Origin of the sequence: Catenuloplanes japonicus, from assembly GCF_000717135.1 — a bacterium.
GTDB classification, from domain to species: Bacteria; Actinomycetota; Actinomycetes; order Mycobacteriales; family Micromonosporaceae; genus Catenuloplanes; species Catenuloplanes japonicus.
Genome location: NZ_JNXY01000032.1, coordinates 52,162 through 78,335, shown reverse-complemented (window position 1 = coordinate 78,335; position 26,174 = coordinate 52,162). Strand labels below are relative to the sequence as shown.

Annotated in this window: 20 protein-coding genes and 1 pseudogene; 9 read left to right on the top strand and 12 right to left on the bottom strand. The window is 71.9% G+C overall.

Annotation, left to right across the window (positions count from 1 at the left end; genetic code table 11):
* Positions 1-98: 98 nt before the first annotated feature.
* Positions 99-1,097: a LacI family DNA-binding transcriptional regulator gene (locus OP04_RS37295; protein WP_033344665.1), complete on the bottom strand. Its 999-nt coding sequence runs from the start codon at positions 1,095-1,097 to the stop codon at positions 99-101.
* A gap of 274 nt (positions 1,098-1,371) precedes the next feature.
* Here OP04_RS37295 and OP04_RS37290 point away from each other — a divergent pair, with 274 nt between their 5' ends.
* Positions 1,372-2,502, top strand: a complete 1,131-nt coding sequence (locus OP04_RS37290) for an FAD-dependent monooxygenase (RefSeq protein WP_157240880.1) — start codon at positions 1,372-1,374, stop codon at positions 2,500-2,502.
* Positions 2,503-2,510: 8 nt separating this feature from the next.
* On the opposite strand, the gene OP04_RS37285 is transcribed toward OP04_RS37290, so the two are convergent.
* The 4 genes from OP04_RS37285 to OP04_RS37270 form a co-directional block, all read right to left on the bottom strand.
* Positions 2,511-3,689 carry a hypothetical protein gene (locus tag OP04_RS37285; protein ID WP_033344664.1) on the bottom strand — a complete coding sequence of 393 codons (1,179 nt, stop codon included), beginning with the start codon at positions 3,687-3,689 and terminating at the stop codon, positions 2,511-2,513.
* Between the two features lie 79 nt (positions 3,690-3,768).
* Positions 3,769-4,539 (bottom strand): YiiX/YebB-like N1pC/P60 family cysteine hydrolase, encoded by a 771-nt coding sequence (locus tag OP04_RS53960; RefSeq protein ID WP_157240879.1) that lies wholly within the window; start codon positions 4,537-4,539, stop codon positions 3,769-3,771.
* A gap of 381 nt (positions 4,540-4,920) precedes the next feature.
* Positions 4,921-6,801, bottom strand: coding sequence for a ricin-type beta-trefoil lectin domain protein (locus OP04_RS37275; RefSeq protein WP_033344663.1), 1,881 nt, complete (start codon positions 6,799-6,801; stop codon positions 4,921-4,923).
* A gap of 70 nt (positions 6,802-6,871) precedes the next feature.
* Entirely contained in the window at positions 6,872-8,062 is a 1,191-nt protein-coding gene (locus tag OP04_RS37270) for an ROK family transcriptional regulator (protein WP_033344662.1), read from the bottom strand.
* A 152-nt stretch (positions 8,063-8,214) separates the two neighbouring features.
* Between OP04_RS37270 and OP04_RS37265 the strand changes: the two genes are divergently transcribed.
* On the top strand, positions 8,215-9,564 hold the full coding sequence (locus OP04_RS37265) for a GH1 family beta-glucosidase (RefSeq protein WP_033344661.1): 1,350 nt from the start codon (positions 8,215-8,217) through the stop codon (positions 9,562-9,564).
* A gap of 43 nt (positions 9,565-9,607) precedes the next feature.
* On the opposite strand, the gene OP04_RS37260 is transcribed toward OP04_RS37265, so the two are convergent.
* Complete coding sequence (locus OP04_RS37260; RefSeq protein ID WP_033344660.1) at positions 9,608-10,978, bottom strand: hypothetical protein; 1,371 nt, start codon at positions 10,976-10,978, stop codon at positions 9,608-9,610.
* Positions 10,975-11,430, bottom strand: coding sequence for an RNA polymerase sigma factor (locus OP04_RS37255; RefSeq protein ID WP_232323882.1), 456 nt, complete (start codon positions 11,428-11,430; stop codon positions 10,975-10,977). The genes OP04_RS37260 and OP04_RS37255 overlap by 4 nt, the downstream gene beginning before the upstream one ends.
* A gap of 176 nt (positions 11,431-11,606) precedes the next feature.
* Between OP04_RS37255 and OP04_RS37250 the strand changes: the two genes are divergently transcribed.
* Positions 11,607-12,248 carry a thymidine kinase gene (locus OP04_RS37250; RefSeq protein ID WP_051799678.1) on the top strand — a complete coding sequence of 214 codons (642 nt, stop codon included), beginning with the start codon at positions 11,607-11,609 and terminating at the stop codon, positions 12,246-12,248.
* A gap of 220 nt (positions 12,249-12,468) precedes the next feature.
* Here the strand turns inward: OP04_RS37250 and OP04_RS37245 are convergent, their stop codons facing one another.
* From OP04_RS37245 to OP04_RS37230, 4 genes are read right to left on the bottom strand one after another with little or no spacing between them, the layout of a single operon-like run.
* Entirely contained in the window at positions 12,469-12,786 is a 318-nt protein-coding gene (locus tag OP04_RS37245) for a DUF4387 domain-containing protein (RefSeq protein WP_033344658.1), read from the bottom strand.
* The gene (locus tag OP04_RS37240) at positions 12,779-14,146 is read right to left on the bottom strand and encodes an acyclic terpene utilization AtuA family protein (RefSeq protein ID WP_033344657.1); all 1,368 of its coding nucleotides are present in this window, start codon (positions 14,144-14,146) and stop codon (positions 12,779-12,781) included. Before OP04_RS37240 ends, OP04_RS37245 begins: the two co-directional genes overlap by 8 nt.
* On the bottom strand, positions 14,143-15,075 hold the full coding sequence (locus tag OP04_RS37235; RefSeq protein WP_033344656.1) for an NAD(P)-dependent oxidoreductase: 933 nt from the start codon (positions 15,073-15,075) through the stop codon (positions 14,143-14,145). Before OP04_RS37235 ends, OP04_RS37240 begins: the two co-directional genes overlap by 4 nt.
* A gap of 8 nt (positions 15,076-15,083) precedes the next feature.
* The gene (locus tag OP04_RS37230) at positions 15,084-16,361 is read right to left on the bottom strand and encodes an MFS transporter (RefSeq protein ID WP_033344655.1); all 1,278 of its coding nucleotides are present in this window, start codon (positions 16,359-16,361) and stop codon (positions 15,084-15,086) included.
* 99 nt (positions 16,362-16,460) lie between these two features.
* Between OP04_RS37230 and OP04_RS37225 the strand changes: the two genes are divergently transcribed.
* Together OP04_RS37225 and OP04_RS37220 are read left to right on the top strand one after the other, a co-directional pair.
* On the top strand, positions 16,461-17,141 hold the full coding sequence (locus OP04_RS37225) for a GntR family transcriptional regulator (RefSeq protein WP_033344654.1): 681 nt from the start codon (positions 16,461-16,463) through the stop codon (positions 17,139-17,141).
* A complete protein-coding gene (locus tag OP04_RS37220; protein WP_033344653.1) occupies positions 17,138-18,241 on the top strand; it encodes a tartrate dehydrogenase in 1,104 nt (367 codons plus the stop codon). The genes OP04_RS37225 and OP04_RS37220 overlap by 4 nt, the downstream gene beginning before the upstream one ends.
* Here OP04_RS37220 and OP04_RS37215 read toward each other — a convergent pair.
* Positions 18,207-20,906 (bottom strand): helix-turn-helix transcriptional regulator, encoded by a 2,700-nt coding sequence (locus OP04_RS37215; protein WP_051799677.1) that lies wholly within the window; start codon positions 20,904-20,906, stop codon positions 18,207-18,209. The genes OP04_RS37220 and OP04_RS37215 overlap by 35 nt on opposite strands.
* 93 nt (positions 20,907-20,999) lie before the next feature.
* Here OP04_RS37215 and OP04_RS37210 point away from each other — a divergent pair, with 93 nt between their 5' ends.
* From OP04_RS37210 to OP04_RS53955, 4 genes and pseudogenes are all read left to right on the top strand, one after another.
* Complete coding sequence (locus tag OP04_RS37210; RefSeq protein ID WP_033344652.1) at positions 21,000-21,803, top strand: alpha/beta hydrolase; 804 nt, start codon at positions 21,000-21,002, stop codon at positions 21,801-21,803.
* 39 nt (positions 21,804-21,842) lie between these two features.
* Positions 21,843-22,618, top strand: a pseudogene (locus OP04_RS48750) (SDR family NAD(P)-dependent oxidoreductase).
* A 242-nt stretch (positions 22,619-22,860) separates the two neighbouring features.
* A complete protein-coding gene (locus OP04_RS37200) occupies positions 22,861-23,862 on the top strand; it encodes an alpha/beta fold hydrolase (protein ID WP_051799676.1) in 1,002 nt (333 codons plus the stop codon).
* A gap of 169 nt (positions 23,863-24,031) precedes the next feature.
* Positions 24,032-26,077 carry a hypothetical protein gene (locus OP04_RS53955; RefSeq protein ID WP_033344651.1) on the top strand — a complete coding sequence of 682 codons (2,046 nt, stop codon included), beginning with the start codon at positions 24,032-24,034 and terminating at the stop codon, positions 26,075-26,077.
* The last annotated feature ends 97 nt before the right edge of the window (positions 26,078-26,174 follow it).

Below are 26,174 nucleotides of genomic sequence, written 5' to 3'. Positions count from 1 at the left end.
CGGCTCCCTGTCTTCTCTGGAGGTAATGCCCGGTGCCGGGGCGTGCGGTATCGCGCCGCGACGACGTACCGCCGCGGCTTTTTTGGTGAAAAATGGGGTTATCTGCCGGTGGTGGACTCGCGGGTGACGAAGGTGGTCGGGATCGTGACGGGGCTCGCGGGCAACGGTTCGCCCGCGAAGTGCGCCAGCAGCAGGCGGGCGGCGGCGTCGCCCATCTCCCGCAGCGGCTGGTGCACGGAGCTCAGCGGCGGCTGCGCGTTCGCGGCGAGCGGCAGGTCGTCGAAACCGACCACCGCCACATCACCGGGTACGGTCCGGCCTGATTCGAGAACGGCCTGCATCGCACCGGTGGCGGACAGGTCGTTGTGCGCGAAGATCGCGTCGAAATCGCGGTCCTCGCGGGTCAGCACGGCCTCCCGGCCGCACGCGTAACTGAAGTCGCCCTCGAAGACCAGGCCCGGGTCGATCTGGATCCCGGCGTCCGCGTAGGCCTCGGCGAACCCGGCCACCCGCTCGTGCGTGCAGCCGAACTTGTGCTTGCCGGTGATCACGAGCGGCCGGAGCCGCCCGAGCGCGATCAGGTGCTCGCCGGCCGAGCGGGCGCCCAGCCGGTTCGTGGTGCCGATGGACGGGAACATCGGGCGGCGCGCGGCCCGGTCGTCGATGAGCACGACCGGCAGCCCGCCCGCGTAGAGCTCCGCGATGTACTCCGTCTGACCGTCCGGCTCGACGACCAGCAGGCCGTCGAACGCGCGGGCGGAAACCTGTTGCGCGAACTGGCGCATCGAGTCCTCGCCCCGGTTGACCGTGAACAGCAGCAGTCCGTAGCCGGCCGCCTCCATCGCGTCGACCGCGCCCTGCAGCACCTCGCCCATCCAGGGCCAGGTCAGCGACGGTACGAGCATGCCGACGATCCGCGTGCGGCCTCTGGCCAGGCCGACCGCCCGCGCGCTGGGCACGTAGCCCAGCTCGGCGATCACCCGCCGGACCCGGTCCGCGGTCTGCGCGTCGAGGTCGTCCTTGCCGTTCAGCACGCGGGAGACGGTGGTCTTGCTGACGCCCGCCCGTGCGGCCACGTCCGCGATGGTGATCGTCAATCCACTGCCCTCCCATCTGTGTCTTCGCGATTAACGGCACGTTCGGAACCGGTTGCGGAAGCGGTTCCGTGGGCAGGAGTCAACTCCAGTGACGCGGACCACGTCAATAACGGTGGCGTAACGAACCACGACTAATTTCAAGCCGTGTACGAAGTCTGAGAGAACGCTCTCTGGGAATCGGGACGTTCCGGCACTCATCGCCCCTGGTCCCGGCCGCCCGCGATCGAAACGTTATGATTTGGATCTGGCGGTCCGGTCTTGAAGACTGACGATCGTGAGAGCACTCGTGGTGGGTCTCGGTGTCGCCGGCATGGCCGCGGCGATCGCCCTGTCCGGCGCCGGCTGGAAGCCCGTGATCGTGGAGCGCGCCCCGCAGCGCCGCACCGGCGGATACTTCGTCGGCCTCTTCCCACCCGGCAAGAAGGCCGCGGCCCGGCTCGGCGTGCTCGAGCGCATGCACCTGCGCACACCCCCGGACCACCGCACCTGGGCCGTCGACGCCAGCGGCGACCGGCGGCGCAGCATCGGCTTCCTCGACCAGCCCGGCCACCCCGAGGGCACCATGCGCGGCGACGTGGAGGCCGCACTGTGGAACGGGCTCGCCTCGCACGCGGAGGTCCGGTTCGGCGTCAGCCCGACCGCGATCGCGCAGGACGAGACCGGCGCGCACGTCGCGTTCTCCGACGGCGGCGCCGAATCGTTCGACCTGGTCATCGGCGCGGACGGGCTGCGGTCCACCGTGCGACGGCTCGCGTTCGGGCCGGACGAGCGCTACCTGCGGCCGACCAACTCCGTCATCTGCACGTATGCGCTGACCGGGCAGGTGCCCGGGTTCTCCGGCTCGGACCAGATCGCGCTGGTCGAACCGGGCCGCGCGCTGTGGGTCTTCCCGTACCGCGACCGGCCGCCGACCGCGCTGTTCGCCTACCGGGTGGACGACGTGGGCCTTGAGCTGCGCAAGAAGCCGGCGGACGCGCTCGCGGCCCGCTACGGGGGCATGGGCGGGCCGGTGCCGTACGCGCTGGCCGCGCTGCGCGACGCGCCGGAATGCCTGTTCGACTCCGTGCAGCAGGTGCGCATGCGCCGCTGGCACCGCGGGCGCGTGCTCCTGCTCGGGGACGCGGCGTGGTGCCTCACGCTCTACTCCGGCATGGGCGCCAGCACCGGCATGATGGGCGCGGCCGCGCTCGGCGACGCGCTGACCGCGCAGCCGCTGGACCTGACCGCGGCGCTGCGCGACTGGGAGCGGCGGATGCGGCCCACGATCCGCGCGCACCAGCTGATCGCGCACGTGAAGGGCGAGGGTTTCGTGCCGTCCAACCCCTTCAATCACGGGGTACGCCACCTGGTGGTCAGCCAGGCGGCCAAACTGCTGATCAGGAAGCCGGCGATCAGTCTTTCATAACCGGCGCATCAGGCCGGACGGACGGCCATGTACGACAGGTTCAGATTGGAGATATTGACGTTGGCGTTGGGAATCGGAACGGAGATCGTGCGCAGGACGTCCCCGCTGTCCCGGTCGAAGACCGTGTAACTGAGGGTACCCTCATCGCTCCGGTTGGTGCTCAGGGTGTGAAGTTCAGTACCGGAGAACGCGGCAAGGGTGTATACGTCACGCCCGAAACCGGTCGGGCGACCGCTGTCGAACACGGTCGTGGTGCTGCCCGTCTCCGGGTCGGTGAACAAGACCCGCCCGTCGGCGCAGTACCACTGGAGCCGACCGTCCCGCCAGTCCTGCACGGCATAGGCAAAGTCATCCAGGCTCGGCCTGACCCCGTCGCCGAAGGTCAGCGCCTGCTGCTGGTGGTCGCCGGTACGGGTGTCCCACGAGACGATCCGAGGCTGCTCGGTGCCGTCGGGGTCGGTATCCCAAGACAGGAAGGTGACGGTCCCGTCGTGGCACGGGACCTGTCCGCTCGGGATGCCGCTGCCCAGGTGCGCCCGCCAGCCGATGACCTTCTCGCCGCCGTCCGTGGGAGTGAGCTGCGCCAGCATCTGCGCGTTCGCCCCCAGCGACGACTCCTTCGCGTGGGTACCGGGGATGTTGGTCAGCCCGAAGACCTGCTCGTCGCAGAGCGCGCCGGTGAAATAGTTCCCTTGCACGTCGTACGACCTGGCGCCCGCCTCCGTGGTGATGACGACCTTGTTGTCATATCCGCCACCGGTCGAGTCCCCGCCGTTGTAGACGCCGACGGTCCCTCCGCCAGGCACCGCGAACATCAGGTTCTGCGCGGTGCCCTTGTGGCTGACCGTCTTCGTCAGCCCTGCGTCCGTAAGGCGGAAATCAGTGTTCTCGTCGGCGAAGGCGAGCCCGTCGCGGGACCACACCGGCCGCATCATGTCCATTCGCGCCGTTCTGACCGCCCGGAAGGCGCCGTCAGCATCGACAAGGATCACGAACCCCGGCTCGCGCTTCTCCCCAACGACCGAATACATCTCGGAGTTCTGCGGCCCGACGAAGAAGGCCATGACGGCGCTTCCCAGCCGGGCGTCGCCGTCCTTGACCGCGGCCCCGTCAAAAAACTGCCGGGCCTCCGAGTCGAAGACTCCCCCGCACCCCGCCGTCACCGCCAGCGCCAATGCGGCGGCCACCCCGCAAGCCTTCCGCCTCCCCCTTGCCTCCTCTGCACCGACGGGGGCGTGGGGCCGGCTCGTTCCGGCCCCACGACGGTCACTTGACGATCTCGTACGTCAGCGTCAGCGGCGAGTTCCTGATGTCGAGCGGGTAGACACCCAGCCCTCCGTCATTGTCCAGGTCGATGTTGACTGCACGCTTGTACGCCTTCCACACGAACTCCGAGCAGTTAAGCACGTCGATATTGCTGCCCTTGTTCCAGGCGAAGTTGCTGTTGTACGGCTTGCCGATCAGATTCGCGACCGCGTAGTCGGCAGCCTTGTTCTGAGACCCGATGCTGGTCTTGATCTCCATCTTCTCGATGTACTGACAATACAAACGCCCACCCGCGGCAAAACGGCCGCTCTTGTGGTCGCCACCGGGAGCCTCCACGATCCAGCCCTTGTCCGCGAAAATCCCGGCATGACCGTGGTTAATGGTGGCGGTAATCGACGGAGCATAGAATACGTCGCCTTTGTAGCGGGCATAGCCAATCGCCATGCTCCTACACGAGTTACTACCCGAACCTGCGGCGCCGATGGGGCCGCCGGACTGCTTCACACTCGCGACATTCGCCGCGGCGTGACGCTCCGCCTCGGCCAGCGCCGTGGCAACAGCCTTGTCGTAGCTCAGACCGGTCGCCGCAGCGGCCTCGCGCATGCTGTTCCTCAGGTCCACGGAACTCACTCCCGGATTCAGGAGCAGTAGCCGGGTGAACGCGTCGTCGGACGGCGCAGCCCAGGCCGGCCCGCCAGAAGTGGCGACGATTCCGGCGCTCAACGCCAGCGCACCGGCGACCTTCGCAAGGGTATGACGCTTTCCCATCATGCATTGCCTTTCAAGGGCGTCCGAAAACCGGCCCTCTTCGCTGAGAACACCATCGCCGCACCGGGTTCGTCGACATCCGGCGACGCGTTGCGAAATGATGTGGCACGGCCGGACATCCCGACAAGACAGCACGTGGCGGGTATGGCCGATGGGACGACTTCGCCACTGACGGTTCGGGTACCGCGTCAGCAGCCCGGATCTCTCAGTACTTTCGGTCGGCGCGGAGGGCGTGATGGCTTGTTACCGGGCACGCTTGGCGCGTCAGCCGGCGGCCTTCCGGACGAGGTCGATCACATGGTGCGGCGCGCTTCGCAAGCCGCAGAAACGCATGGCCGGGCATCCCGTTGCGGGTCCCGGCCATGCGGTCTCGTTGCGTGGGCGTCAGGAAAGCGTCCACTTCTGGTTGGCCGTCCCTCCGCACGCCCAGATCTGCAGGCGCGCCCCGTCGACCGCCGCGTTGTCGACCACGTCCAGGCAGGTGTTCGAGCCGGCGTTCACCAGGTCATTGCCGCTCGTGTAGGTCCAGCGCTGCGCGGCCGAGCCGTTGCAGGTGTAGAGCTGGACGCGGGTGCCGTTCGCGGTGGCGCCGCCGGTCACGTCCAGGCACTTGCCGAGCGCACGGATCGTGCCGTCGGACGGGCGCTGCCACTGCTGGTTGGCCGCGCCGAAGCAGGTCCACATCTGGATCGGCGTGCCGTCGGCCGAGCTGTTGTCCGCCACGTCCAGGCAGCGCCCGCCGAGGCCGGCGATCGTGCCGGCCGGGGTGGTGCCGCCGGACTGGGTGCCGGACCAGGTGAACGTGGCCGTGGTGCGTGCGGGCAGCGTGTAGGTGAACGACTGGCCGCCCCAGACGACCTTGACGGACTGCGCGGACGTACCCCCGTTGTGGGCTATGAGGGCCTTGGAGCCGTCCGGGTTGCGCCAGGCCACGTTCTGGACGGTGCCGTTCGCGGTCGAGTCGATGCGCCGGGCGCCCGGCTTGACGAACTTCGTCAGGTGGCCGGTCGTGTAGTACTCGATCGTGTAGTCGACCTGCCCGGCGCGCGGGCCGCCCTCCTGGACCGTGATCAGGCCGGTGCAGGTGCCGCAGCCGCCGTTGTGCGGGCCCATGTCCTGGTTCAGCGCGAGACTCCACTTGACCACGCTCGACGACCAGTTCCGCGTGTAGTTGACGATGTCGGCCAGGTCCTCGTTGTGCTGGTTGCCGATCCAGGTGCCGCCGGAGTGCTCCGTGCTGAACTGCTTCACGGCCGGGAACGCGTCGTGCACCTGCGAGCCGACCACCGGGTCGCCGAAGTAGCCGTGCCAGGCGATGCCGCCGAACAGCGGATCGTTGCGCACGCCCGCGTCGGCCAGGATCGCGGCGCCGAAGTTCGCATAATCGCCGTAGTTCCAGTCGTGGATCAGGATCTTCGTGGTGAGGCCGGCCGCGCGGAACGCCGGGTAGACGAAGTTCTTGGTGAACTCCACCAGGCCGGACGGGTTCCAGCTCATGCCCGGGTAGTTCATCGCGGTCGGGTTGCCCGCCTGGCAGCAGTTGGGCTCGTTCTGCACGGAGATGTAGTCGACCGGGACGCCCGCCGCCTGGTAACTCTGCACGTATTTAACGAGATATTGGGCATATGTGGGGTAATTCTCCCACTTGAGCCAGCCCATCTGGTCCATCCGGCCGTTGTCCTTCATCCACCCCGGCGCGCTCCACGGCACCCCCTTCACGCGCAGAGCGGAATTCAACCCCTTCGCCTGTACGGTCAGCAGCCGCACATTCGCGTCGTAGCCGTTCGCGCCGAAGTCGTTGAGGTCGCAGCAGGTGTCGTCCAGCGAGACGTTCCCCGGCCGCGACAGATCCGACGCGCCGATCGGGTTCCGCACGAACGACAGCCCGATCCCGTCCGTCGGGCTGAACAGCTTCCGCATCACGTCGTCCCGGGTGGCCGCGCTGATCGCGCCGCCACGCAGCAGATACGCCGTCGTGTCCGTGATCGAGGCACCGCCGCCCTCGAACACCTGGTACTGCGTGTTCTCATTGACCGTGATCGTGTGCGTCGCGTTCGCGGAGGACGCCGCGAACGCGACCGGCGCCTGCGCCTGCAATCCACGGGTCACGGTCCGCCCACCCCCGTCCGAGGTGGTGGTCAAGCTGATGTTCACGGTCTCCCCCGCGGCCAGCGCCGGGGTAGCGGTCGCCCCCAGCGCCGCCGCCACACTCGCCGCGACACAGACGGCGGCCAGGGCACGGACGCGTGCTGATGGTGGGTTCATGGCACGTCCTTACATCGATGGATGTGAAGACTGTGTCCGCCATCACGACTTAAGTCAAGCCTTGATGAAACTAGCGCCTGCCGCCCTCGTTCAGCAGGCGGGCGACCGGGAGCGTGGCCGCGCCCATCGCGACCGCGTCCGGGCCGAGTTGGCAGAGTTCGATGGAGACCTGCTCGAAGGGACGGTGGAGGGAGTGGGCGGCGGTGGCCTCGCGGATCTGGGGCATCAGGTGCTGGCCGAGGGCGAGGCCGGCCCAGCCGCCGAGGACGATGCGCTCGGGGTTGAACAGGTTGACCAGCGTAGCCAGGCCCGCACCGAGGTAGCCGGCGGTGTCGGCCAGGACCTGGGCGCCGGCCTTCGTCCCGGAGGCGGCGATGACGGCGGCGAGCGCGGACTCCTCGTCGGTGCCGGGGGCGGGGCGGCCGCGGTTGGCCTGGCGGTAGCGGTCGAGGACGCTCTCGGCACCGACGTACGCCTCCAGGCATCCGTGGGAACCGCAGCGGCAGGCGCGTCCGCCGTACACGATCGGGGTGTGACCCCACTCGCCGGCGCTGGAGTGTGCGCCGCGGTAGGAGGCGCCGTCCGCGATGACGGCGGCGCCGACGCCGGTGCCGACCATGGCGACCACGGCGTGCCGCGCGCCCCGGCCGGCGCCGAACCACATCTCGGCCGCGCCGAGCGTCTTCGCGCCGTTGTCGACCAGCACGGGAATGTCGGTGAGGTCGCGGAGCATGGCGCCGAGCGGGACGCCCTCCCAGCCGAGCGTCTGCGCGTGCACGACGGCGTCGGAGTCGACGACGCCGGAGACCGCGACGCCGAAGCCGAGCACCTTCGCCGGGTCCGCGCCGGAGCGGTCGATCACGGAGGTGAGACCGTCGCGGAGGTGGGCGAGCACGTCCTCCGGGGCCGGGCGGGACGACGGGATCGGGAACTCGGCCTTGGCCAGCGGCGTCATGGCCAGGTCGAACAGCTCGACCTGCACCCGGGTCTCGCCGACGTCGGCGCCGATCACGAAGCCGAAGCCGGGGGCGACGCGCAGCAGGATGCGCGGGCGGCCGCCGTCGGAGTCGACGGAGCCGGCCTCCTCGACCAGGCCCTCCGCGACCATCTCGCCGATCAGGTTGCTGACGCTGGCCTGGCTGAGCGCGGTGGCCTGGGCCAGCTCGTGCCGGGAGATCGGGCCGCTGCGGTACAGGTGGCCCAGCAGTACGGAACGGTTGGCACGGCGTACGTCGCGCACCGTCGTCCGCTTCGGATCCATGGTCGTGCTTCCCCGCTTCCACCAGCGTTCGTTATCGGCACCAGCATGCCGCATGTGCGGGTTCCCCGGCCCCGAGCCCTCTTGAGTATGGCGGGATGCCTGGTTTAATGACGTCGTAAATTAAGTGTTGAAAGATCAATCGGAGGACCTCAGTGCGCGAGTTCGCCGCCCTTCCCCAGGGCTTCGTCTGGGGTGCCGCCACGTCGGCGTACCAGATCGAGGGTGCCGTCGACGCCGACGGCCGCAAGCCTTCGATCTGGGACACGTTCTGCCGCGTGCCCGGCGCGATCGACAACGGCGACACCGGCGACGTGGCCGCCGACCACTACCACCGCGTGCCGGAGGACGTGGCGCTGATGAAGCGCCTCGGGCTGGACGCGTATCGCTTCTCGATCGCCTGGCCACGCGTCATGCCGGACGGCCGGGGCCAGGTCAACGCCGCGGGCCTGGACTTCTACGACCGGCTGGTGGACCAGCTGCTCGCGGCCGGCGTGAAGCCGTTCGCCACGCTCTACCACTGGGACCTGCCGCAGGCGCTGCAGGATCTCGGCGGCTGGCCGGAGCGGGACACCGCCTACGCGTTCGCGGACTACGCGGCCGTGGTCGCGGCGCGGCTCGGCGACCGGGTCACCGACTGGATGACCATGAACGAGCCGCTGTGCAGCGCCTGGATCGGGCACCTGGACGGCAACATGGCACCGGGCGAGCGCTCGCTGGAACGCGCCATCCCCGCCAGCCATCACCTGCTGCTCGGGCACGGCCTGGGCATGGCCGCGATCCGCGCGCACGCGGCGACGCCGGCCGAGGTCGGCATCGTGCTCAACCTCAGCCCGATCGAGCCGGCCAGCGACTCCCCCGAGGACGTGGCCGCCGCACACCGCGCGGACGGGCACACGAACCGCTGGTGGCTCGACCCGGTCTTCGGCCGCGGCTACCCCACCGACATGGTCGAGACCTACAAGATCAATCCGCCGGTACGGGACGGCGACCTCGAGGCGATCGCCGCGCCGACCGAGTTCTTCGGGCTGAACTACTACTTCCGGCAGCTGATCGCGGACGCCCCGGACGCCCCGGCCCCGCACGGCCGCCAGGTGCCGGTCGACGGCGCGGTGGAGACCGCGATGGGCTGGGAGGTCTTCGCGGACGGCCTTGAGCAGCTGCTGCTGCGCGTGACGAACGAATATCACGTGCCGAAGATCTACGTGACCGAGAACGGATCGGCCTGGGCGGACACGCCGGGCGCGGACGGCGCGTACGAGGACAAGGAGCGCACCCGCTACCTGGAGGACCACCTGGCCGCGTGCGCGTCCGCGGTCGCCAAGGGCGCGCCGCTGGCCGGCTATTTCGCCTGGTCGCTGCTGGACAACTTCGAGTGGGCCTACGGGTACGACAAGCGGTTCGGCCTGGTCCACGTCGACTACGACACTCAGGTCCGCACGATCAAGAACAGCGGCCACCGGTACGCGGAGATCATCCGCAACCACCGGGCCGAGCTGGCCTGACCGGGCCGCGGGTTCCCCTTCCGCAAGGGGAACCCGCGCGCGTTCACCAGGTCCGGCCGGACTCCGCCAGGCGCCGGGTCTCGGTGAAGACCCGGTACTCGTCCAGCGCACCGTCCGCCTGCCGCATCCGCTCCACGCCGATCAGCTCCCCGCTCGCCGGGTCGAAGATCAACACCACGTCACCGGCATGCCAGTACGGCTCGTCCGGGCCGAGCTCCGGCGACGGCCGGCTGATCGCGACGCCGGTCCGGCCCACCCGGTCGACGACCTCGCCCCGCCACACCCAGTGCGGCTGCACGTCCGCCAGCGTGCGCAGGAAACCGGCGCGGCCCGCCGGATCTGTGCCGCGCTGCCGGACCAGCACCGCGATGTCCACGGTCTCCCGCGGATTCGCCTCCCGCAGGCTCGCGACGACCTCGTCCGTGGTGCGGGCGAGCGCGGCCGGCAGCTCCGGGTACGTCGCCTTGTAGCCACGATCGGAGCGGCCGGGCTCGATCGGGTCGGGGTGCGCCGCGTACCAGGACTGGCGGGCATCGGCGGAGACGAACTCCAGGCGCACCCGGATGTCCGTCTCGGCCAGCCAGCCGGGGCCGTACCAGGACCAGGTCTCGCTGACCATGCCCGCGCCCTGACCCCAGTCCAGGACCAAGGGGCCGATCGGCGTGCGAGTGGGCACCGGCAGGCCGGTCCTCGGCGGCACGGCGGTGTTCGTCGGCAAGGACGTGTGCGTCGGTACACCGGTCCTCGGCGGCACCGGGGTGTTCACCGTGTTCGTCGGCCACGCCGCGGTCGGATAGGCCGTGCCGGGCGGGAGGCCGGTGTCCGTCGGAGAGGCCGTGCCGGCCGGGTCGGACGTGCCCGGCGGGCGTGGCGTGCTCGGCGGCATCGCCGTGCCCGTCACGTCCGGTCGCGGGCCCTGCGCCAGCGGCACGTCACGCAGGATCGTCCGCTCCCAGCGCCGCCCCCGGACCGCCGTGTACCGCCCTTCGCCACCGTCGGAGGCGGACGGCGTGATCCGATCGGCCAGGTCCCGCAGCCGGTCCGCCGCCGGTGCCGCGCCGTCGCCGAACTCGTAGGCCAGCGGCCGCACCACGTCGTCGTCACCCCAGGCTCCCAGCACCGGGCCCGGCAGGTCGTCCGCCCGGAACACGCGGCCGAGCGCCACGCTGCCGGCCGCGACGCCGGCCACTCCGGCCGCGGCCCCGAGCAGCACGGTGCGGCGGGCGAGCCGCGGGCGGGTCCGGGGCGGGCCGGTCTCCGCGGGGGAACCGGGCCGGACCGGCACGATCACCTCCGGCGCGCTGTCCGCCCGGGTGATCAGCGCGTGCACCGGATGTGGCGGCACGGGGTCGAAGCCGCGGGCCGGGTCGGCGGGGCCGAGCAGGTCACGGGTGCGCTCAACGGACGATTTCATCGGCTTCCTCCCGTTTCTGGGGCGGCAACGGCGTACCCCCGTGATGTCGGTTGTGGGGTGGCGAGGGCGGCGGTGAGACGCCGGCGGGCGCGGTGCAGGCGGACACCGGCCGCGGTGCGGGAGCACCCGAGCACGGTCGCGGCCTCGCCCACGCTCAGTTCCTCCCAGCCGATCAGGCGCAGGATCTCCTGGTCGGGTTCGGGCAGCGTGGCGAGTGCGGCACGCAGGTCGAGCACGGCCGCGGGCTCGTTCTGGAAGCCGCGGTCCGGTACGTGGGCGACCGGGACCGGCACGTGCGTGTCCGCGCGGCGGCGGTTCGCGAGCACGCGCCGGGCGACGCCGTAGAGCCACGGCAGCGGCGCGGCCGGCACCTCGGCGCGGCGGCGCCACGTGATCACGAACACGTCCTGGGCGAGCTCTCCGGCCGCTTCCGCGTCCGGCAGGCGCCGCATCCCGTACCGCATGATATGCGGGTAAAAGTCCGCATAAATGGTGCTGAACCAGGCCTCGTTCCGTGGATCAAGGTCGGGTGGTTCCATGCAACATCCTCCGGCAGCAGAGCGGACAGGGTCTCACCCGTCTATGTGTCGGCAGGGGGCCTGGGTGTTACCGACTATGCTCACCGGCCGTGAAGAACGACTCCGCGCTCTCGACCACCCACTCGCCCCTCCCCGGGCTCGGCGACGGTGGGCACAGCTCCCGGCTCACGTTCTACTGGGGCCCGATGGACTGCGGGAAGTCGACGCTCGCGCTGCAGATGCACCACAACCACGGCCGGCAGGGACGCCGCGGCCTGGTGCTGACCCGCAACGACCGCTCGCTCGGCCCGAAGGTCACCACGCGCATCGGCCTGGCCCAGGACGCGATCGAGGTCACCGACGAGCTGAACCTGTGGGACCTCGCCTACGGCAAGGTCGACTACCTGATCTGCGACGAGGCCTGCTTCTACACGGTCGAGCACATCGAGCAGCTCGCCGACCTCGTCGACCGGGCCGGCGTGGACGTCTTCGCGTTCGGCCTGGCCAGCGACTTCCGCTCGCGGCTGTTCCCGGCCGCGCAACGCCTGTTCGAGCTCGCGGACGAGGTGCACCGCCTCCAGGTCGAGGTGCTCTGCTGGTGCGGCCGCCGCGGCAGCCTGAACGCCCGGGTCGTGGACGGCAAGGTCGCCCGCGAGGGGGAACAGGTCGTCATCGGCGACACCGGGGCGGCGGCAGAGGTCCGCTACCAGGTCCTCTGCCGCCGCCACCACCGCAGCGGGACGCTCGACTAGATCAAGATCTTCATCTTCCCGCTTCCAGCGTGGTCCGGTTCCGCGTGCTCCCGCGGGCCTCGGATCCGTGGCTGGTCACCACCCCGCGTGATCGGGACGGCTCAGCGCGACGCTACTGAGCTTTCGGCCTCGAGGTCCGGACCCGCCGCGATCAAGCGGGCACTTCGTGCCCGAGTTTTCATGAAATAGTGGTCCTGGGGAGCTACGGCATCCTCACCGCTCAGTAAGACGGGAGCGGGAACGCGGCCAGCGGCACGTGGTGCTGACCGGCGTGGATGTCCCGGTCGCGCAGGCTGCCCTGGGACACCGGCCGGGGGAAGGAGATCTTCACGACCCGCAGCTCCGGGATCCGGAACATCGCGATCGTGTCCGCGTCGATGCGGTAGAGGCGCGCGATGTCCGCCGTGTCCAGGAACGCGGGGTCGGCGACCAGCGCGTAGCCGGCGTCGTCGCGCAGGAAGATCTCCATGGTGATCCAGAACGGGCCGGCGTTCTTCGACCGGACCTCCCGGGCCAGGTCCGCGATGGTCTCAGGCATGCTCGGCCTCCGGCAGGTGGATGCGGAACAGCTCGGTCGGCGAGTCCACGTCGACCGCGTGCTGCAGGACGAACTCGTAGGCCGCGCCGCGCTCGACCTCCGCGGGCGAGGTGGCGAACGCGAGGCTGGGCAGGTAGTCCATGTCCGGCGTCGGCAGGTGCAGCATGAGCGGGTTGGCGACCTTCGCGACCGCGGTGGCCGTCGCCTGGTCCGGCGCGTTGACCAGCAGCATCACGCCCACCTCGCGTGGCGGCCCGGTGGCCGGGTCGATCTCCTCCAGGACGGCGTCGTAGCCGTAGAGGCGGATGTCGCACGCGTAGTCCTCCGGGCCGAGGCCGAGCGTACCGCCGACCCACTCGGTGATCATGCGACGCAGCAGCGCGGCCCAGACCGTGATCTGGCCCAGGATGTGCGGGTCGCGGATGGCGGTGAACGACATGGTCTCGTACCCGGTGATCCGCGCGCCCTCCAGCTTGATGGTGTGCTGCGCGGCCGTCTCGAAGCGGGAGCCCTCCACCCGGACCCGCCGGTCGTCGAGCGCGCGGTACCGGGCCTGCGACACCTCGATGGTGCCGGCCGGCTCGCGCATCGTGTACGGGTTGACCGTCTCGTAGAGCATGTGCGCGGCCACGGACTCGGGCGTGCAGGCCGCGTCCGGGTCGAGCGGCTCGATCGTGAACCCGGTCGCGTCGATGGTGGCCAGCACCCCGCCGGCACGCGGGTTCGTGGTGCACTGCCCGCCGCACTCGACAATCTTGGCGGCGTGCCAGACCGGGCCGGCCGGCAGCCCGGCCATCAGCGGGACCGCGGCCGCGATCGCGGTGTCGGTGGCACGCCCGGCCAGCACCACCTGCGCGCCGGCCCGCAGCGCGGCCACGATCGGCTCGTGGCCCATCATGCCGACGATGTGCGTGCAGCTCTCCAGCGTCTCCGGGTCGAGCGCGCCGGCGGGCGGCAGCGGGCGTACCCGGTCGCGGTCCAGGTAGTCCTTGAGCGCGGTGGCCTGCTGCTCGCTGTAGATGGTGGCCACGCGCAGGTCGAGGCCCTCCTCGGCCAGGATGTCGCGGGTGATGCCGGCGACCCAGTCCACGCCGGAGTCGGTGCCGCTGGTGCCGCACGAGCCGACGATCAGCGGGATGCCGGCCGTGGCCGCGGCGCGCAGCAGCAGGCGCAGGTCCCGGGCGACGGCGGCGGCCGCGGTCTTGGCGGTGCCGGAGCCGAGATAGTACGGCCCGGAGTCGGTGGAACCCCCGTCCACGGCGATGACGTCGGCGCCGAGCGCCAGGCCACGGGTGATCGTCTCGGGCGGGAAGCCACCGCCGAGCATGCCGACCGGGGTCAGGACGCGTACTTCGTTCATCGGTCTCCTACCTTGTGTCCGGGCTTTCCCGCGAGAAACCTGGGCTTTCCCCCCAGCGCGGCGATCAGCTCCTGCGCGCCCTCGATGCCGGCGTCACGGCGGGCCTCCGCGGTCTGCCCCGCCATGTGCGAGTAGACGGTGATGCCGTCGACGCCGCGCAGCACACTGCCGGCCGGCAGCGGTTCGGTGTCCACCACGTCGAGCGCGGCGCCGGCGATCCGTCCGGTGCGTACCGCCTCGGCCAGCGCCGCCTCGTCGACGATCGGGCCGCGCGCGGTGTTGATCAGGTGGGCGGTCGGCTTCATCCGGGCGAGCGCGGCCGCGTCGATGAGGTGCCGTGTCCGCTCCGTCAGCGCGGTGTGGATCGACACGATGTCGGACTCGCGCAGCAGTTCGTCCAGCGGGACCTCGTCGCTGCGCAGCACGCGCAGGCCGAACGCGGCGGCGAGCGGCGTCACCCGCTGGGCCACCGCGCCGCGCCCGATCAGGCCGAGCGTCCGGCCGCGCAGCTCGAAGCCGTCCCTTCGTGGCCAGCCACCGGCGGCGACGCCGGTCGCCATCGGCACCAGGTTGCGCAGCTGGGCCAGGATCAGCGCGATCGTGTACTCGGCCACCGCGTTGGCGTTGATGCCGGGCAGGTTGCTCACGGTGACGCCGTGCCGGGCCGCCGCGTCCACGTCGACGGAGTCGTAGCCCACGCCGGTACGCACGACCGCGCGCAGGCCCGGCGACCGGCGGAACACCTCCGCCGTCATCGGCTCGTTGGCGATCAGCGCGCCCTCCGCGCCGTCGAGCGCGGCGATCAGCGCCTCGGCGGTACGGGGCCCGCGCATCGGGTCGTGGCGGGTGGTGAACCCCTGCCCGGTGAGGTACTCGTCGACCTCGTCACCGGGGGTCAGGTAGTCGGTGGTGATCAGGATGACCGGCATCGCGCTCCTCAGGCTTTGACGAAGATCGGGCTGGCGGCGCGTCGATGCAGACGGCCGAGCACGAGCAGGACCAGGACGGCCAGCGTGGCCAGGACCGCGATGTCGAGCAGCATCCCGGTCCAGCCGGTGAGGTCGACGATCGCGCCGATCAGCGCGGGACCCAGGAAGCCGCCGAGGTACCAGCTGACCGCGTACAGGCCGGTGTAGGCGCCGAGCACGCGGCTGGACGGCGCCAGGTTCCACAGCACGACGGCCGCGTTGATCGAGAAGGCGGCCGCACCGGCCGCGGCCACGCAGAACGCGACGATCGTCCCGGTGGGCGTGCGCACCACCGCGCCCACGGCGAGTGCGACCGCGAACAGGACCATGCCCGCGCCGATCACCCGCAGCCGTCCGAGGCGCTCGGCCAGCAGCGCGGCCGGGTACGCGGCCAGCAGGTAGGCGACGCCGCTGGGCAGCGTGAGCCCGCCCGCCTCGCCGCGGCTCAGGCCGAGGACCTCCATGCCGTACGGCGTGATCAGCGACCGGGAGGCGAACCACGCCGCGCCGAAGAGCAGCACGGTCACCAGCAGCAGGAGGCGCCGGCGGTCGCGGTCGACGAGCAGGTCGAGGACGACCCGGTGGAACGGCACCCGCGCGTGGTCCGGGCCGGCCGCGGCGTCCTCGGCCAGCGCCGCCTGGTACGCCGCGGACCGGCTGTCACGCAGCGTGCCGATCAGCACGATCGTGACGGTCGCCAGGATCAGCGCGGGCACGGCGAACGCGGCGCGGGGGTGGTCGTCCACCAGCAGCAGGCTGATCAGCGCGGCCACGATGACGGTCAGCGAGGTCGCGATCTTCACGACGGCGTTGGCCCGGCTGCGCCGCTCCGGCGGGATGAAGTCCGGCACCAGGCTCTCGGCCAGCGGGCGCATGGTGTTGGCGATCAGCGCGTAGCAGAACATCACCGCGATCAGCGTGGTCGCGGACGTGGTCCAGGGCAGGAACACGAAGAGCAGGGCCGCGATCGGCATGCCCACCGCCAGGTACGGCATGCGGCGGCCCCACCGGGTGCGGGTGTTGTCGGATCGGTTACCGATCCAGGGCTGGATGACGATGCCGAGCAGGTTGTCCATGCCCATCAGCGCGCCGACCAGCGCCGCGCTGGTCAGGTGCTCGCGCAGCAGCACCGGCACCTGGTTGTCGTAGAAGTTCCAGGTCGACTCCTGCGCGAAGAGCGCGAGAGCGATGAAGAACGTGATCCTCCGGCGAGATGCCGCCTCCGTACGTGTCTCTGTGCCAGGCATGTTGCCTCCATGTGTCCGGCGTCACACGGTAGTTTGCTATAGCAAAAGTCGCAACGACTTCTTATCCGCGAAGAGATTGCATGGGTTAGAGTTCTTCCCATGGAGACGCTGGCCGATCAGGCGTACGACCACCTCCGCGCCGCCATAGCCACCGGCGACCTGCCCACCGGCGAGAAGGTGACCGAGCGCGGCGTTGCCGAGCGCCTCGGTTTCAGCCCCACCCCGGTCCGCGAGGCGCTGCGCCGGCTGGAGCTGGACGGGCTCATCGAACGGATCGGCCCGCGCACGGTGCTGGTCGCCGAGATACGCGGCGCCGCCATCGACGACCTGGCCGAGGTCGAGGTCGGACTGCGCGGCCTGGTCGCCCGGTTCGCCGCCCGGCACGCCACCGCGGGCCAGCTCGACGCGCTCGACACGATCCTCGACCGGGCCGACGACCTGCTGATCCTGCTCAAGGAGCGGCACCGCCGGGAGCAGCCGGTCGACCGGCACCTCACCGAGCTGCTCGACACCATGGTCGAGTTCAACGACACCGTCAACGCGTGCGCGCACAACCCGGTGCTGGTCCGCATGCTGGAGCAGAGCCGGGTGTTCACCCGCCCCCGGCGCCGCCAGCTGCTGTTACGCAAGGTGGCCGAGGACGACACGTTCGGCATGCGGCGCTACACCAGCCACCGCGCGCTGGTCCGGGCGCTGCGCGCCGGCGACTCCGCGGAGGCGGAACGGCTCGCGCTCCAGGACGCCCAGGCCGGCCTGACCGAGCTCCGGGAGGCATCATGACCACGCACCGCATCGCCGTCATCCCCGGTGACGGGATCGGCACGGAGGTCGTCCCCGCCGGGCTGGAGGCGTTGCACGCGACCGCGGACCGGTTCGGCATCCGGCTGGAGTGCGACACGTTCGGCTTCGCCAGCGCCGAATACTGGCAGCGGCACGGCACCATGCTGCCGCCCGGCTGGGAGGAGACGCTGCGCGGCTACGACGCGATCTACTTCGGCGCGGTCGGCCGGCCGGACGTGGTGCCGGACCACGTGTCGCTGTGGGGCAGCCTGCTGCAGTTCCGCCGCGTCTTCGACCAGTACGTCAACCTGCGCCCCTGCCGGCTGATGCCCGGCGTCCGCGGCCCGCTCGCCGGCCGCGTACCCGGCGACATCGACTTCGTCGTGGTCCGGGAGAACACCGAGGGTGAGTACTCCAGCGTCGGCGGCCGGATCTTCGAGGGCACCGGCCGCGAGACCGTGCTCCAGGAGACGATCATGACTCGGGTGGGCGTGGACCGCGTGCTGCGGTTCGCGTTCGACTACGCGCAGCGCCGCCCGGCCCGGCACCTGACCTCGGCCACGAAGAGCAACGGCATCTCGATCTCCATGCCGTACTGGGACGAGCGGGTGGCCGCGATGGGCGAACGGTACCCGGACGTGCGCCTGGACAAGTACCACATCGACTCGCTGGCCGCGCAGTTCGTGCTGCACCCGGACCGGTTCGACGTGGTCGTGGCCAGCAACCTGTTCGGCGACATCCTCTCCGACCTCGGCCCGGCCTGCACCGGCACGCTCGGCATCGCACCGAGCGCGAACATCAACCCGGACCGCACGTCCCCGAGCCTGTTCGAGCCGGTGCACGGCAGCGCGCCGGACATCGCCGGTCAGGGCATCGCCAACCCGGTCGGCCAGATCTGGTGCGGCGCGATGATGCTGGAGCACCTGGGGTACCCCGAGGCCGGCGCGCACCTGCTCGGCGCGATCGAGGACGTGCTGGCGCACGGTCCGGAGGACGCGCCGCTCACGCCCGACCTGCACGGCACCGGCACCACGGTGGAGCTGGGCCGGGCGATCGCCGAGCAGGTCAGAGCACGGCGGCCAGCCGGCGCCGCGAGGTGATGTCGAGCTTCCGGAAGATCTTGGTGAGGTGGTACTCGACGGTCGAGTTGCTCAGGAACAGCCGGGCCGCGATCTCCGTGTTCGTGGCACCGGATGCGGCCAGCGTCGCCACCTGACGTTCCTGCGGGGTCAGCACGTCCGTGGCGCTGCTGTGCACCTCACGGCTCTGCGGCCGCTCGCCGGTCGCGGTCAGCTCCGCGCGCGCCCGCTCGGCGAACGCGGCCGCGCCCATCCCGGTGAACATGTCGAGCGCCGTGCGCAGCGCGACCCGGGCGTCCGCGCGACGGCGGACGCGGCGCAGCCACTCGCCGTGCAGCAGGTACGTGCGGGCCAGCTCGACCGCCATCTCGGTGCGGGCCAGCTGCGCCGCCGACTCCTGGTAGAGCGCCTCCGCCGTGTCGTCGCCGGCCAGCAGCGCACGGCAGCGGGCCAGCAGGCCCAGGCCCCACGGCGTGCCGGCGACCGGGACGCGCTCCTCCATCCTGGCCAGCGCGGCCGCGGCGGCCGCACGGTTACCGCCGCGGACACCGGCCTCGACGATGTCGTGCAGCGCCCGGTTGGCCACGCCCGGCATGTCCCGCGCGAACGACGGCAGCAGCGCGGCCAGCGCCTCCGCGTACCGGCCGAGGCCGATGTCCAGCACGGCCAGGCAGTTGCGGATCACGTCGTCGAAGCCCAGGTCGGCCGTTGCCGCCGCGCGCGCCTCCGCGTCCCGGCCGCTCCAGGCCAGCAGCTCGACGCGCTGGATCACCGGGTGCCGGCGGCCGACCACGTCGGCGAGCGCGGCCAGCTCGTCGTGCCGGGCGTAGGCGGCGGCGAACCGGCCCGCGCGCATCTCCCAGGTGGCGCCGACCATGAGCGTGGTCCGCAGCGTCCACAGCGCGACGCCGTCCCGGTCGTGGGCCTCGATCCGCTGCCAGGCCCGGCGGCCCGCCGCGTCGTCCCACACGTCCTCGGCCGCGAACGCGCAGATCACCGCCAGCGGCAGGCGCTCCTCCGCAAGGTCGGTGGCCGCCTCCAGCGCGGCCAGCGCGTCGCGCATCAACGGCACGGCCTCGCGGTAGCCGACCGCGGCCCTGGTCGCGTAGCCGGTCAGGAACAGGTCCGCGTACGACGGCGCCGGCGCCCCGATCGCGGGTGAGGCCAGCACCGCGCGGGACAACTCGTGCAGCGTGGCCGCCGTGACCCGGTCGTCGGAGATCAGCACGGCCTGCAGCGCCTCGAACATCATCCGCCGGGCCAGCGCGGCGTCCCGGTCCGCGATCGACGCGGCCGCCTCCAGCAGGATCCCGGGCACGTCGGTGAACCTGCCGGTCTGCATCTGGGCCGTGGCCCGAGCCTGCAGCGCGAGCGCGCGCGGAAGCACGCCGTCCAGGTCCCGCTCGGCCCGGTCCAGCATCGCGCCCGCGGCGGCGGGATCGCCGAGCGCCAGGAGCGCACGGGCGGCCGCGACCATCCGCGCGGCCTGGTCCCGTGGCGCGGGCGTCAGGTCCGCCGCGCGGGACAGGAACGCGGCCTGCTCCGCGATGCCACCGCGGGCCCGCGCGCGCTCGGACGCCCGCTCCAGGTCCGCGGCCACGTCCTCGTCCAGCCCGATCGTCGCCTCCGCGCGGTGCCAGGCGCGGCGGTCCGCGTCGTGCACCGGATCGGACACCGCGGCCAGCGCCGCGTGCACGCGCCGTCGCCCGGCCGCGCTCCCGCCCCGGTAGGTGGCCGAGCGGATCAGCGGGTGCCGGAAGTCCAGCGTGTCGGTCAGGATGCCGGCGGACAGCGCGGGATCGACGTGGTCCGCCGCGATGCCGAGATGCGCGGCCGCGCGCCAGAGCAGCGCCGGCTCCTCCGGGGGCGTGGCGGAGACCAGCAGCAGCAACGCGCGCGTGTCGTCCGGCAGCGCCGCGATCTGCCGCTGGTAGTGCGTCTCCAGCAGCGTCCCGACCGGCAGCGGCCGGGGCAGCGGCGCGGCGCCGCTGAGCTGTTCGGCGGTGAGCGCGCGGGCCAGCTCGACCAGTGCGAGCGGGTTGCCGCCGGTGCCGTCCACGATCCGCGCGGCCACCGCGCCGTCGATCCGCCCGGTGATGCCGGCCGCCAGCAGGCTGCCGGCGTCGTCGCTGGGCATGCCCGCCACGGTCAGCACGGGCAGGCCGTCCAGCACACCCGGCACCGGCGGACGGGTGGCGAACAGCAGCCCGACGCCCTCCGCGTGCAGGCGGCGCGCCACGAACGCCAGCACCTCGGCCGACGCCCGGTCCAGCCAGTGCGCGTCGTCCACTATGCACAGCAGCGGCTGTGCGGCGGCGGCCTCGGCGAGCAGCGTCAGCACGGCCATGCCGGCCAGATAGCGGTCCGCGGGCACGCCGGCCACGCGGCCGAACGCGGTGTGCAACGCGTCCCGCTGCGGTGCCGGCAGCGCGTCGACCCGGTCCAGCCAGGGGCGCAGCAGGCGGTGCAGCGCCGCGAAGCCGAGCACGGTCTCCGACTCGACGCCGGCGATCCGGACCACGCGCACGTCCGGGCCGCTCGCGGCCGCGCGGTCGAGCAGGCTGGTCTTGCCGGTCCCGGGCTCGCCCGCGAGCACCAGCGTGCCGCTGCGCCCGTCCCGGACGCCGTCCAGCAACTCTTCCAGCAGACGGCGCTCGTCACGGCGCCCGATGAACGGGATCGGCACGCGACAAGTAGACAACACCCCAGTCGTACCCCCGAAGGGACTGTGGGGTTTCCCTGATTCGGGGGTACCCCGCCCGGTGGTTTTCTTATCGGCATGAACACAGCGACGCAGACCCCGGTCATCTTCATCCACGGCCTCTGGCTCCACGCCACCTCCTGGAACACCTGGATCGACACGTTCACCACCGAGGGGTACGCCCCGATCGCGCCCGGCTGGCCCGGCGACCCGGACACCGTCGCCGAGGCGCGGGAGAACCCGGAGAGCATCGCGGACCACGGCATCGACGACGTGGTGGCGCACTACGCCGGGATCATCCGGGCGCTGCCGGAGGCGCCGATCCTGATCGGACACTCGTTCGGCGGGATGATCGCGCAGAAGCTGCTCGGCCAGAACCTGGGCCGCGCCGCGGTCGCGATCGACGCCGCGCAGATCAAGGGCGTGCTGCCGCTGCCGCTGTCCGCGCTGCGAGCCACGCTCCCGGTCTTCAAGAACCCGGCGAACCGGCACCGCGCGGTGTCGCTGACCGCGGAGCAGTTCCGGTTCGCGTTCGGCAACGCGATCCCGCAGGAGGAGTCGGACGCGCTGTTCGCGCAGTGGACCATTCCCGCGCCGGGCAAGCCGCTGTTCGAGGCCGCGGCCTCGAACTTCAGCCCGCACTCCCCCGCCGCGGTCGACACCGCGAACGCCTCCCGCGGGCCGCTGCTGCTGATGACCGGCGGCCGGGACAACACGGTGCCGGAGGCAGTCGTCCGGGCCACGCTCAAGCAGTACCGGCACTCGGACGCGATCACGGACCTCACGGAGTTCCCCGGGCGCGGCCACTCGCTGACGATCGACAGCGGCTGGACCGAGGTGGCCGACACCGCGCTGACCTGGCTGCGCCGCCAGGGCCTCTGACCCCCCTCTGGATTTTCCTACCCGCGAAGGAGTCTGCTCATGAACCTCAATTTGTCCGGAAAAATCGTGATTGTTACCGGCGCGAGCCGGGGGATCGGACTGGCCATCACCCGGGCGCTCGCCGACGAAGGCGCGTCCGTGGTGGCGGTGTCGAGGAGCGAGTCGGCCGAGCTGACCGCGCTCGGCGTGCACACGGTCACGGCGGACCTGACCGATCCGCAGGCTCCGGCCGCGATCGTCCGGGCGGCGCTGAGCACGTTCGGCCGCCTGGACGTCCTGGTCAACAACGTCGGCGCGGCACATCCGCGGGTCCACGGGTTCGCCTCCGTGACCGACGACGACTGGGAGACGACCTTCCAGATCAACTTCTTCTCGGCGGTACGGATGGTGCGCGCCGCGCTTCCGGCCCTGCTGGAGGGCGGCGCGGGGAACATCGTGACGGTCAGCTCCGTCAACGCCTCGCTGCCCGACCCGCTCGTGATCGACTACAGCGCGGCGAAGGCCGCGCTGGCGAACTTCTCCAAATCGCTGTCCAAAGAGGTCGGCGCGGCGGGGTGCGGGTGAACACGGTCAGTCCCGGGCCGGTCGCCACCGAACTGTGGCTGGGAGCGGGCGGGGTCGCGGCGACGGTGGCGGGCGCTACCGGGCGCGATCCGGCGGCGGTGGCCGCGCAGGCGGCGGGCGATGCGGTCACGGGGCGGTTCACGCGGCCGGAGGAGGTCGCCGACCTGGTCACGTTCCTGGCCGGCGAGCGGGCGGCGAACATCACCGGGGCCGACTTCGCCATCGACGGCGGGCTGATCACCACGCTCTGATCGCAGCGCTCCTCCCCTGCTCTCTGCTTCCTCGGCTCTCTGCTTCTCCTGGCTCTCTCGGACTTTCCCTGCCTTACCGGCTCCTCCTGGCCTCCCTGTTCCTCCTGGCCTTCTCGCCTTCTCGGATTCTCCCGGCCTTTCCGGCCCCTTCTGCTCTCTCCGCCTCAGCGGTGCTCCCGGCCGTCCCTTCGGGCCTCTCGACTCTTCGGGCCTCTCGCCCTCTTCGCACTGGAGCTCTCACCATGCGCTACTCACGGTTCGCCACCCGCTCGTTCGTCCTCGGTCTCGCCCTGGCCGCCGCGACCACGCTCGCCGGCTGCACCACCGCCCCCGCCGCCGCTCCCGCTGACTCCGCCGGCACCTCCGCCGTCACCGAGTCGATTCCGGCCGGGTTCACGTCGCAGAAGGCGCAGGTCGGCGACGTCGGCATCCACTACGTCATCGGCGGGCGGGGCCCGACGCTGCTGCTGATCCACGGCTACCCGCAGAGCTGGTACGAGTGGCGGCACATCATGCCGGCGCTCGCCGCGCACTACACGGTCGTCGCCCCGGACCTGCGCGGCGCCGGTGACAGCGACGCCCCGCCCACCGGCTACGACAAGAAGACGATGGCCGCGGACCTGCACGGACTGCTCACCCAGCTCAAACTGGACAAGGATCTGCGCATCGTCGGGCACGACATCGGCACCATGGTCGCCTACTCCTACGCCGCCGCCCACCCCGCCGACGTGACGAAGCTGGTGCTGAGCGAGGCCCCGATCCCGGACCCGAGCGTCTACACCTTCCCCGCGCTGACCGCGAACGGCCCCGGCCTGTGGAACTTCGGCTTCTTCACCGTCGGCAACGGCCTGCCCGAGCAGATGATCCAGGGCCGCGAGGACGTGTGGATCGACAGGTTCTCCGACCACCTCATGGTGAAGAAGGGCGCGCTCACCGCGGACGACATCGCGGTCTACGCCGGCAACCTGCGCCGGCCCGGCCACCTCGCGGCCAGCTTCGCCTGGTTCCGCACGCTCGCCGAGGACGTGGCGAACGACGCCGAGTACCAGAAGACGAAGCTCCCGATGCCGGTCCTCGCCGTCGGCGCCTCCGCGGCCATGGGCACCCTCGTCGGCGACCAGGTCACGCAGTACGCCACCGACGTCACCCCGATGGTCGTCCCCGACTCCGGCCACTGGATCTACGAGGAGCACCCCACCGAGACCACCGACATGCTCCTCACATTCTTGAACGCAGCGTCCTGACCGTTCCCTGTCACATCGGCCGGCCCTCGCCACAGGCGGGGGCCGGTTTCGTCGGCCGGGCAGGAGGTGGGGGCCGGCCTCGCCGGCCGGATGAGGGGCACGGGCCGGCCTCGCCTGGCCCTGCCGAGGTGGCAGTCGGCCGTGGTGGTGGCTGTCATATGCTCGCGCGATGGTCCAGCCCGGACGACACTCCGCGCCGCCGCAGGTCCGGAGCGGGCCGCTGACGGAAGCCGAACTCGGCCGCGAGCTGCCGGTCCGGCCCGCGGACGAGGTGCATGCGATCTGGCTGGCGACCGGCGGGCAGCTCGGCGCGGCCCTGGACCTGGCCGCGGTTCTGGACCACGACCCGGGCTGGCGCACCCGCGGGGCGGTCGACGCGGTAGCAGCCGACGCGGTGGCCGCGCTGGCGCTCCGTCTGCCGCCCCGGACCGACTTCCTGTCGCCCGACGTCGCGCTGATCCGGCTGCTGGAAACCGCGGCCGGCCGGCCGCTGACCGGCCGGGTCCGGGCCGGCGTGCTGATCCGCCTGGCCCGGGAGCTGCTCGGCGACCCCTCGGCCGCGGACCGCCGCCAGTCGCTGTGCGCCGAAGCCGTCCGGCTGGCCCGCGCGGACGGCGACCCCGGCACGCTCGCCGAGGTGCTGGACGGCCGGCTGCACGCGGTCTGGGATCCGGCCACCGCCCAGGATCGGCTGGACACCGCGGCCGAGATCGTCGGCCTGGCGCGGCGGGCCGGCGACGCCCCGATGGAGCTACGCGGACTGTTCTGGCGGTTCACCGCGCTGGCCGAGCTGGGCGATCTGCCCGCTGCCGAGGCCGCGCTGGTCACCTACGCCCGTACCGGCGAGCTGATCGGCGACCCGGCCGCCGCCGTGGTCGCGATGTCCCGTCAGGCCGTGTTCGCCCTGATCAGGGGCCGTTTCGCGCTGGCCGGCACGCTGGCGGAAAAGGTCGCGGCAGACGGTCGTCGCGCCGGCCTGCCCGACACGGACCGGCTGGCCACGATGCTGCGCGGCTTCGTCGCACGATCCCGGGGCGAGGTGGCCGCGCAGGTGGCGCCGCTGCGCGACCTGGCCCTGCGCCTGCCCGGCCACTTCTTCGAGGCCACCGCCGCCCGCATCCTCGCCGAGTCCGGCCAGCACGACGAGGCACTGCTGGAACTCGACCGCCTCCTCCCCGCGGTCCTGTCCGGCACCGGCCCCCGCTGGCTCGGCGCGGTCGCCGACCTCGCCTTCGTGGCGTCGGTCAGCGGCGCCACCCCGGGAGCGACACACGGCCCGCGGACGATTCCCGCCCCGGAAGCGGCGCCCGCTCCGGGGACGGAAGCCGCGCGGAGGCTGTATGACGCGTTGCGCCCCTACCAGGGGCGGCTGGTCGTGTGGGGTGGTGCCAACATGATCACGGGCACGGTCGACGAACTGCTCGGGCGGCTCGCGGACCGGCTCGCCCGGCCGGCGGAGGCGCGGGCTCACCTCGATCGGGCGGTGCGGCAGGCGGAACGGCTCGGCGCGCTGCCGTGGCTGGCGACCGCTCTCGACGCCCGGTGGCAGCCCGGCGACCGGGAGAGAGCCCATGACATCGCGGCCCGGCTGGGAATCGTGATCTCGTGGAGTGGCCGGACGGAGGCGGCTCTCGGCGTACCCACGCCGGATCGTGATCTGGAGACGACCGGTGCCGAATGGCGGATGCGGCGGGACGGCGACGACTGGATCATCGAGGCCGGGGCCGAGGTGGCACGGCTGAGGGACGTGCGCGGCCTGCACTTCCTGCGCACGCTGGTGGCGGCGCCGGGCCGGGAGGTGGCCGCGCTGGATCTGGTCGCGGGCGGGGCCGGGCTGGCGGCCTCGGTGGCGGAGCCGCTGCTGGACGAGGCCGGGCGCCGGAACTACCGGCGGCGGCTGGACGAGCTGGAGGCCCGGCTTGACGCGGCCGACCGCACCGGCGACATCGTCCGGGCGGAGGCCGCCGTGCGTGAGCGGTCCGCCGTGGTCGCCGCGTTGCGGCAGGCCACCGGCGTGGGCGGGCGCCCGCGGCGGCAGAGCACGGAGGCGGAACGCGCCAGGGTCAACGCGACCCGCGCGCTCGGCGTCGTCCTGAAGCGCCTGGACGCCGTCGCACCCCTGGCCGCGGCGCATCTGCGCGCGTCGGTGCGGACCGGCGCCCGGTTCCGCTACGCGCCGGAACCGGGCGGACCCGCACGCTGGCGGGTGGACTGAGTCGCCCCCCAGTGGACCTCGATGACGAAGGTGCAGAGTCAACCACACTCGCTCGCGACAGATCCGCCTCGGCAGCCGGTTGCCGATCGCTCCAAGG

Bases quoted from the DNA above. Each gene is read 5' to 3' on its own strand.
- OP04_RS37235 (WP_033344656.1), bottom strand. From the start codon at position 15,075: ATGCCGGTCATCCTGATCACCACCGACTACCTGACCCCCGGTGACGAG.
- OP04_RS37275 (WP_033344663.1), bottom strand. From the start codon at position 6,801: ATGAACCCACCATCAGCACGCGTCCGTGCCCTGGCCGCCGTCTGTGTC.
- OP04_RS37230 (WP_033344655.1), bottom strand. From the start codon at position 16,361: ATGCCTGGCACAGAGACACGTACGGAGGCGGCATCTCGCCGGAGGATC.
- OP04_RS37225 (WP_033344654.1), top strand. From the start codon at position 16,461: ATGGAGACGCTGGCCGATCAGGCGTACGACCACCTCCGCGCCGCCATA.
- OP04_RS53955 (WP_033344651.1), top strand. From the start codon at position 24,032: ATGGTCCAGCCCGGACGACACTCCGCGCCGCCGCAGGTCCGGAGCGGG.
- OP04_RS37240 (WP_033344657.1), bottom strand. From the start codon at position 14,146: ATGAACGAAGTACGCGTCCTGACCCCGGTCGGCATGCTCGGCGGTGGC.
- OP04_RS53960 (WP_157240879.1), bottom strand. From the start codon at position 4,539: ATGATGGGAAAGCGTCATACCCTTGCGAAGGTCGCCGGTGCGCTGGCG.
- OP04_RS37260 (WP_033344660.1), bottom strand. From the start codon at position 10,978: ATGAAATCGTCCGTTGAGCGCACCCGTGACCTGCTCGGCCCCGCCGAC.
- OP04_RS37245 (WP_033344658.1), bottom strand. From the start codon at position 12,786: ATGCCTGAGACCATCGCGGACCTGGCCCGGGAGGTCCGGTCGAAGAAC.
- OP04_RS37270 (WP_033344662.1), bottom strand. From the start codon at position 8,062: ATGGATCCGAAGCGGACGACGGTGCGCGACGTACGCCGTGCCAACCGT.
- OP04_RS37200 (WP_051799676.1), top strand. From the start codon at position 22,861: ATGCGCTACTCACGGTTCGCCACCCGCTCGTTCGTCCTCGGTCTCGCC.
- OP04_RS37220 (WP_033344653.1), top strand. From the start codon at position 17,138: ATGACCACGCACCGCATCGCCGTCATCCCCGGTGACGGGATCGGCACG.
- OP04_RS37255 (WP_232323882.1), bottom strand. From the start codon at position 11,430: ATGCGGCGCCTGCCGGACGCGGAAGCGGCCGGAGAGCTCGCCCAGGAC.
- OP04_RS37210 (WP_033344652.1), top strand. From the start codon at position 21,000: ATGAACACAGCGACGCAGACCCCGGTCATCTTCATCCACGGCCTCTGG.